Below are 7,950 nucleotides of genomic sequence, written 5' to 3' on the forward strand. Positions count from 1 at the left end.
GCCGGGGCCGGCCCGTCGTCCGTGGCCGTGCCCGGCGGCGCGCCACCCGGCCGGCACAGCCCCCGGCGGGCGGCCACCCGGCCGGCCATCGGCTCGCCGGTACTCCGGCCGGTCTACTCCGGCCGGTCGCGTTCCTGCCGGCCGGGCACGAAGTCGACCGGGCCCTGGTAGCCGCACCGGAGCAGGGCGTCGAGCATCTGCTGGTCGAACAGCGCGCCCACGTCCCGGATCACGGGGGGCAGATGACCGAATAGCTCCAGGGACAGGAACCCGTGCAGCTGCGTCCAGACGATCAGACAGGCGGCGAGCCCTTCCGACGAGATCGCGTTACGGGTGTCGGCCCGCCATTCCTCGAGCTCGGCGCGTAACGCCGGCGTGAGTTCGGCGGCGAACCGGGACGGGTCGATCAGCCCGGCGCCGATCGCCTCGGCCATGCACCGGAACAGCACCGCGACCGAGCGCTCCGTGCCGTCGCAGGGCTGGCTCGACGGCGGGATGTAGTCCAGCCCCAGCGTCCCGAAGATGAGCATGTACTCCGTCACGTGCTGGTGTGACCAGCGGCGGTAGGCGCGGGTGACCTCGAGCCAGCGCCTGGCATGGTTATCCGTGGGCGCGAGGTCGAAGGCCTCCTCCAGCGTGTCGGCCAGGGAGGTGAACCCGTCGGCCACCAGCGCGGCGATCAGTTCGTCCCGGCTGGTGAAGTACCGGTAGAGGGCGGATGGCGTCAGCCCCATCGCCCGGGCCACCGCCCGCAGTGACACGCCGGCCGCGCCGTGCTCGTCGAGCTGGTCGCGGGCGGTCTGCTTGATCTCTTCTATGGTGGCGAGACGGAGGCGTTCGCGTCTGGAGACCGGCTGGGTCACGCTGGTCATGCTGGTTCGTTCGGTGAACACTGTCAACTTTTTCGACCGGGTGTCTTGACTGCGCCCGATGTACGCGAACACTGTTCTCCAGAACGACGACGACTCTCCGGAGGTCCCGGTGTTCGCACGCCTCGCACGTCTGGTCACGCGCCGTCCCGGGCCTGTCCTGCTGGCAACCCTGCTGCTCGTGGGCGCGACGGCCGTGCTCGGCGTCACCGCCTTCGGCAAGCTCCAGACCGGCGGGTTCGACGACCCCCAGTCGGGCTCCACCCGCGCCGACGAGGCGGTGCAGGCGCGCTTCGGCGGCCAGCCCAGCCTGATCCTGCTGGTCACGGCCCGCGCCGGGACGGTGGACGCCCCCGACGTCACGGCCGCCGGCAGGGAGCTCACCCGGGCCCTCGCGGCCGAGCCGGGCGTGCACAGGGCGGTCTCGTACTGGGACGGCGGCGGGCCGCCCCTGCGTTCCGAAAGCGGCAGGCACGCGCTCGTGCTCGCCTACACGTCCGACGACGACGTGGCGGAAGGCCTCGTCGCCCGGTATGAGAAGGCCAGGGACGCCCCCGGCCCGGTGACGGTGGCCCCCGGCGGGGCAGCCGCCATCGGCGAGAACATCAACGACCAGGTCACCGCCGACCTCGCCGTGGCCGAGTCGGTGGCCATCCCGATCACGATGCTGCTGCTCATCGCGGCCTTCGGCGGCATGGTGGCCGCGTTGCTGCCGCTGGCCGTCGGCGTGGTCGGCATCTTCGGCGGGCTCGCGATCCTCTCCGTCCTCGGCAGCCTCACCGATGTCTCGATCTTCGCGGTCAACCTCACCACGGCCCTGGGCCTGGGCCTGGGTATCGACTACGCCCTGCTGATGGTGAGCCGGTTCCGTGAGGAGCTCGCCGGCGGGCGGGATCGTGCCGACGCGGTCGCCAGCACCCTGCGGACCGCCGGCCGGACGATCGTCTTCAGCGGTGCCACCGTCGTGGCGGCGCTCGCCGTGATGCTCGTCTTCCCGCCCTACTTCCTGAAGTCGATGGCCTACGCCGGCATCGCCGTGACGGTCTTCGCGGTCCTCAGCGCGACCGTGGCGCTGCCGGCGATACTCGTGCTGCTCGGGCCGCGGGTCAACGCGCTGCGGGTCGGCGGGCTGATCGGGCTGATCCGCCGCCGGCGGGCCGCCGCGGCGGGCAGCCCCCGGGAAGCTTCCGAGTCACCCGTCTGGCGTGCCATCGCCGCCACCGTCATGCGCCGGCCCCTGATCACCGGTGTGCCCGCCGTCGCCGTGCTGCTGGTGCTGGGCATCCCCTTCCTGCATGTCTCCTTCGGCACCCCGGACGACCGGGTGCTGCGTGACACCGCCTCCAGCCGGCAGGTCGGCGACGTCATCCGGACGGACTTCGCCGCCGACACCGCCGCCGCCGCGACCGTCGTGCTGGAGGGGCGTGCCGCCGGCACCGCCGGGGGTGGCCCGGTCGGTGGCCCCGCACTGGAGGGATACGCGCGCGACCTGTCCTCGTTGCCCAACGTGGCGCGGGTGAACAGCGCGGCCGGCACCTACGCCGCCGGCCGCCAGGTGGCGCCCCCCACCCCCGCGGACTCCCGGTTCTCCGCCGGTACCTCGACGTATCTCGAGGTGGTCCCCTCGGTCGACCCGGCGTCGGACACCGGGCAGGATCTTGTCAGGGGCGTGCGCGAGCGGCCCGTTCCGGCCGGGGCGGCAGCGCTCGTCGGCGGCCCGTCCGCGGTGCTCGTCGACGGCAAGGCGACCATCTCCGATCACCTGCCGCTGGCCGTCGGGCTGATCGCGCTGACCACGTTCGTGCTGCTCTTCCTGTTCACCGGCAGCGTCGTCATGCCGCTGAAGGCCCTGGTGCTCAACGCGCTGTCACTGAGCGCCGTATTCGGCGCCGCGGTCTGGATCTTCCAGGACGGCCACCTGTCCGGGGCGCTGGGCTTCCTGCCCGGGCCGCTGGACACCTCCATGCCGGTGCTGCTGTTCTGCATCGCGTTCGGCCTGTCCATGGACTACGAGGTGTTCCTGCTTTCCCGGATCAAGGAGGAGTACGACCACGGCGTCCCGAACACCGAGGCCGTCGCCACCGGCCTCGCCCGCACCGGGCGGATCGTGACCACCGCCGCGGCGCTGCTCGCGGTGACCTTCGTGGCCTTCGCCACGTCGTCGGTGACGTTCATGCAGATGTTCGGCATCGGCACGGCCCTGGCGATCGTCCTGGACGCCACCCTGATCCGCGGGGTGCTGGTACCGGCGTTCATGCGGCTGGCCGGCAACGTCAACTGGTGGGCGCCACGGCCGCTGCGGGCCCTGCACACCCGGATCGGGCTGGTGGAGGCGCCCCGGCCGGAAGCCGCCCACAACACGCCTGCCGAGAATGTGGGAATCGTCGGACATGAGCTGGTAAGACAATCCGAAAAATAAATCGGTATGCTCGTCATGGTGTTTTCTGTTACCGGTCACAATGTGGAAAAAACCATCGAGAATGCATCGCAGACCCTTGTCACGACCTCGTTTCACGTTCTAGCCTCAATACTGTCGGAGACCCGCTGGACCGTAACCGGACGCACGATTGGCGGCGATTGTGACCAGTTCTCCCGGGTGTGGTCGTCCGCACCCGTCGGTGACCACTCGCTGATACCGGGGCGCCGGGCACGGCGGTACGGCCGGTATCCAACTGAATCTTGCGGCAGAACTGGTGGAGATGCTGCCGCACGGCTCGCGGGGGCGGCCGTGGACGGATCGGCCGCCCCCGCGAGCGACCCGGGGCCCGGCTTTCCGGAACCACGTGCCCTGACGCCGTGCCCTGACGCCGTGCCGGTGGCTCACAGGCGCTCGAAGGCGCGGCGGCGTTCCCAGTCGGTGACGGTCGTCTCGTAGGAGGTGAGCTCGGCCTCGGCGGCGTGCGCGAGATGGTCGACGACATCGTCGCCGAACGCCGCCCGCGCGATCTCGCTGGAACGCCACAGCCGCTGCGCCTGCCGTAACGTCCTGGGCAGCCGCGTCACTCCGGATGCGGTGAACGCGTTCCCGGCCGTCGCCGGTGGCAGCGCGAGGTCGTTGTCGATCCCGTACAGGCCGGCCGCGAGGATCCCGGCGACCGCCAGGTACGGGTTGGCGTCACCGCCGGGCACCCGGTGCTCGATCCGCAGCGAGCTGCCGGAGCCGACGACCCGTACCGGGCAGGTGCGATTGTCCCGTCCCCAGGCGATACCGGTCGGCGCGAACGAGCCCGGGGCGAGCCGCTTGTAGGAGTTGACGGTCGGCGCGAACAGCAGGGTGAACTCGGCCATGCAGGCGAGCTGCCCGGCCACGAACGAACGCATCAGCCTCGACATCCCGGCGAGATCCGCCCGCTCGGCCGCCGCCTGGCCACCCGGCGCCCGCCCAGCGCGGCTCCGGTCGACCGGCGGCCGGCTGGCCGGAGCCCGCTCGGTCGACGCCCGTCCGGGCGCGGCCCAGCCCGCGGACGCCCGCTCGGCCGGCTCCTGGTCGGCTGCTGCCCGCCCGGCTTCCAGCGGCTCGGCGGCGAACACCGCCGTGCCGTCCCGTCCCCGCAGGGACAGGTGAACGTGGCAGGAGTTTCCCTCTCCTTGATCGTATTTTGCCATAAAAGTCACTGCCTGCCCGGCATGCGCGGCAAGATTTTTCGCCGTCGTCTTGTACAGGACGTGGTTGTCGCAGGTGCTCATCGCGTCGTCGTAGCGGAAGACGATCTCATACTGGCCCGGGTGGACCTCGGCCCGGGCCGACTCGGCCCGTATCCCCGCGTCCGCCATGGCCCGTCTGATCGTCCGGACCAGCCCGTCCATGTCGGACGTCCCGATCAGGGAGTAGTCGACGTTGTACCGGGACGCCGGGGTCAGGCCGCCGTACGAGCGGTCGGCCGCCTGCTGGTAGGACTCGGTGAATACCAGGAACTCCAGCTCGGTACCGGCGAGCGCGGCCAGCCCCCGGCGGTGGAGCCGGTCGAGCTGTCCGCGCAGGACGGCCCGGGGCGCGACGCGGACCACGCCGCCGTCCGGCCACCAGGCGTCCGCGAGCACCACGGCCGACCGCGGGTGCCACGGGGCGCGGCGCAGGGTCGCGAGGTCCGGTACGAGCCGGAAGTCCCCGAAGCCGGCGTCCCAGGGCGCGAAGGCGTAGCCGGCGTCGGTGTCCATCTCGACGTCCACGGCGAGCAGATAGGCGCAGGCGGGCAGGCCGCGCGCGAGCACGTCCTCGATGAAGTGGTCCACCGACACCCCGCTGCCCTGGAGACGGCCCTGTAGGTCGGGAAGGCCCACGAGCACTTCGTCGATGCCGTCCGGGGAGCGCGTGGACGCCGCGAGCCGCCGCAGCTCGTCGACGTCGAGGAGGCCGGGATGCCGCCGCGCGGGCCGGTTCAAGCCGGCCGGGCGGTTTCACGCGGCAGCCGGGCCGGCGCTCCCGCGCCCGTCGTCCGGCCGCCCGTCGTCCGGCCGGCCGCCATCTGGATGTTCGCTGTCTCGTTGTCGAGGCTCATCGCCGGGCTCCCTCGGTCTTCGACGGGTTGGTCTTCGGGGTCACGCCGCCGGCGGCTGCGCTGTCGGGAGTCGCGCTGCTGGGGGCTGCGCTGTCAGGGGGCGCGGTGCCGATCGTCAACAGGTGCAGGGGGCTGGCCACCTGGCCGTGGCTGACGTCGAATCCGCCGTCCCGGTCGGGCCGGTCGTGGAAGCCGGTGCCGGCGAGCTGCTCCCGGTTGAGGCAGACCCGGTCGAAGGTGGGCGCCAGCAGGCCGAACAGGGCGAACCGGTCGGCATGCTCGGGAAAGGCACGGTGATAGTTCTCGATCTCGGCGCGGACCAGCGTCCAGAACTCCCGCTCGTCTACGCCGAGATGGTCCTCGAGGACGACCGCGAAGAACCGGAAGTGTCCGGCGCACAGCGCCGAGAGGATCGAGTGGGCGAGGTCGGATGCGGGCCAGCGCCGCAGGTACCGCGCGGCGGACGCCGGCAGGTCCGCCTGCTCGGGCCAGCCCTGCCAGCCCTGCCGGCCGTCGTCGGTGTGGGCGGCGTCGACCAGCTCTATGTCGGCTCCGAAGTCCTTGAGCGCGATTCGGGCCGGGATGTCGTCACCGTCGAAGACGAGGATGACGTTCTCGCCGTGCGGGGTGAAGGCGACGCCGTAGACGTACAGGTAGTGCAGCAGCGGCGGCAGCAGGCAGGACAGCAGCGCCCGCAGCCACTCCCGCGCCCCGCGGCCCGAGCGGGCCACCAGCTCGCCGACCAGCGCTCGGCCGTCGGAGCCGACGAGTAGTAACGAGGCGAACGTCCGGGCCCGTTCGCCGGGGGCGAGCAGGCTCTCGACCGGCTGCCGCCACAGGACGCCCAGCATTTCGTGGAAGCGGTACGGCGCGCCTGCCAGCTCCCCGTACGCACGGTGGGTGACGGTGGCCCCGGCGACCTCCGGCAGCGGGAGCACCCGTGTGACGTCCCGCAGGAACGCGTCGGCGTCCCGGACGCCGACCAGCCAGGCGGAGGTGTCCGGGCCGGCGTGGGCGTCGTCGGCTGACATCCCTCGCCACACCAGCGTGTTACGGATCATCAGCGCAAGTTTGACATTGAACCGTGCTGGCCGGTCGATGTTCGCCAAAGTGCGTACGGACTGAAGCGGAAGGTAGCGATCGGGTGCTTCGCCGAGCAGCACCAGCCGGCCGGTCGCGATCTCGGCGGCGAACAGCGGCGCGATCACGTGTTCCCACTGCCAGGGATGCACCGGCAGCCAGACGTACTCCTCACAGGCAGCGTCACAGGAAGCGGTCGTCTCCTCGCAGGCCGTGTCACAGCCTGCGGCCGGCTCCTCCAGGTCCGTGCCACCGGACGCGACCGGCTGTGCTGGGACGGCATCCGCCGCCGTTGGAGGGTCGTCGTCACTGTCCGTATCGGGTCCTGCGTCGCTGTCCGCGGCCGCGAACCGGGCCGCCAGCCTCGCCGCGAACGCCGTCCGGGTGGACGCGTCGAGTTCGGCCGCCAGCAGCCGCCGCTGGGTCAGGAGCTCGCCATCACCGACATCCTGGCCGTCGCCACCGGACGCTCCGGCCCCGGCCGGCCCGGCAGTCGTGAGGCCGGCAGTCGTGAAGGTGGCCAGCTCCGGATGGGCGGCAACCCACAGTAGCCGCAGGGGGGTGGTTGCCTCCGGGGTGTAGCGGTCCGCGTCGGCGAGGCCGAAGCCCAGCCGTCCCTTGTTCGCGACCATGCACGGATGCCCGGTGGCGAAGCCCTCGAGCTCGGTGTACGTCGCGTCCGCGAGCTCGGCGGCAGAGCGGGCGGCGGCGAGCAGCCGCACGTCGGCGGCGTGCGTCGCGGTCAGCTCGCGGACGACGTCCGCGGTGACGTCATCCGGCCAGCCGAGCAGGCTCGCGGCGTCCAGGACGAAACGTACCGGGTCGTCCGCGGGGGCCGGGTCGTGCGACGGGGAGTGCCCACCGCGGGCCGTCGGCGCTGGGCCGTCCGTGGGGGCCGGCCGGCCACCGGGCCGGTTATCCGGCCGGCCCGGTGGGCCCGCGCGGCGCAGCGAGGAGGCGTCCAGCCACCAGGTGCCGAACGTGCCGCGGCTGGCGGTGAACGTGTAGGTGACATCACCGCAGGCCAGCCGGTAGCCGGCCGGTTCGCCGCGCCCGACGCGCGCCACCGGGGGCGTGGCCGCGGACAGCCCCGCCGGCCCGGTCACGCCCGCGAGGTCCGTGGTATCCGCCGGGCGCGCGGGATTCGTCGCGCCCGCCTGGTTCGCGGCATGTACAGCATGTACGTCACCAGCCGTGGTTACGGCGTTAGCCGTATTAGCCGTATTAGCCGTATTAACGGTGTTCGCGGGGCTGGCGACGGGCTGTGGGCGCAGCAGTTCCTCGTAGGAGAACTCCGCGATCAGCTTTGCCAGCAGGGCCTGCCCAGCCACCCGCCACAGGCGCGGCCGGCTCACGGCCCGCTCGTGTCCGTCCACTGCCCACCTCCGCTGGTTGGCGCGGGAATATCACCGTGCCGTGGACGCACGGCCGGCCCAGCCGCCGTGTCCGTCGATCCGGCCGCCAGGCCGGTAGCCGGCCGAGGCCTACCCGGGCCACGGCCC

Annotated in this window: 4 protein-coding genes; 1 reads left to right on the top strand and 3 read right to left on the bottom strand. The window is 72.2% G+C overall.

Annotation, left to right across the window (positions count from 1 at the left end):
- Positions 1-113 precede the first annotated feature (113 nt).
- The gene (locus NBW84_RS10325) at positions 114-872 is read right to left on the bottom strand and encodes a TetR/AcrR family transcriptional regulator (protein WP_250283991.1); all 759 of its coding nucleotides are present in this window, start codon (positions 870-872) and stop codon (positions 114-116) included.
- A 109-nt stretch (positions 873-981) separates the two neighbouring features.
- On the opposite strand from NBW84_RS10325, the gene NBW84_RS10330 reads away from it, so the two are divergent.
- Positions 982-3,288: an MMPL family transporter gene (locus tag NBW84_RS10330; RefSeq protein ID WP_250283993.1), complete on the top strand. Its 2,307-nt coding sequence runs from the start codon at positions 982-984 to the stop codon at positions 3,286-3,288.
- Between the two features lie 401 nt (positions 3,289-3,689).
- On the opposite strand, the gene NBW84_RS10335 is transcribed toward NBW84_RS10330, so the two are convergent.
- Complete coding sequence (locus NBW84_RS10335; RefSeq protein ID WP_250283995.1) at positions 3,690-5,252, bottom strand: glutamine synthetase family protein; 1,563 nt, start codon at positions 5,250-5,252, stop codon at positions 3,690-3,692.
- A gap of 112 nt (positions 5,253-5,364) precedes the next feature.
- A complete protein-coding gene (locus NBW84_RS10340; protein ID WP_250283997.1) occupies positions 5,365-7,803 on the bottom strand; it encodes an IucA/IucC family protein in 2,439 nt (812 codons plus the stop codon).
- Positions 7,804-7,950 lie beyond the last annotated feature (147 nt).

The sequence above is a fragment of the Protofrankia sp. CiP1_Cm_nod2 genome (genome assembly GCF_920664355.1).
In the GTDB taxonomy this organism is placed as follows: Bacteria; Actinomycetota; Actinomycetes; order Frankiales; family Frankiaceae; genus Protofrankia.

What these genes read in the sequence shown, in the direction of transcription:
- NBW84_RS10325 (WP_250283991.1), bottom strand. Translation starts at nt 872, where the DNA reads ATGACCAGCGTGACCCAGCCGGTCTCCAGACGCGAACGCCTCCGTCTC.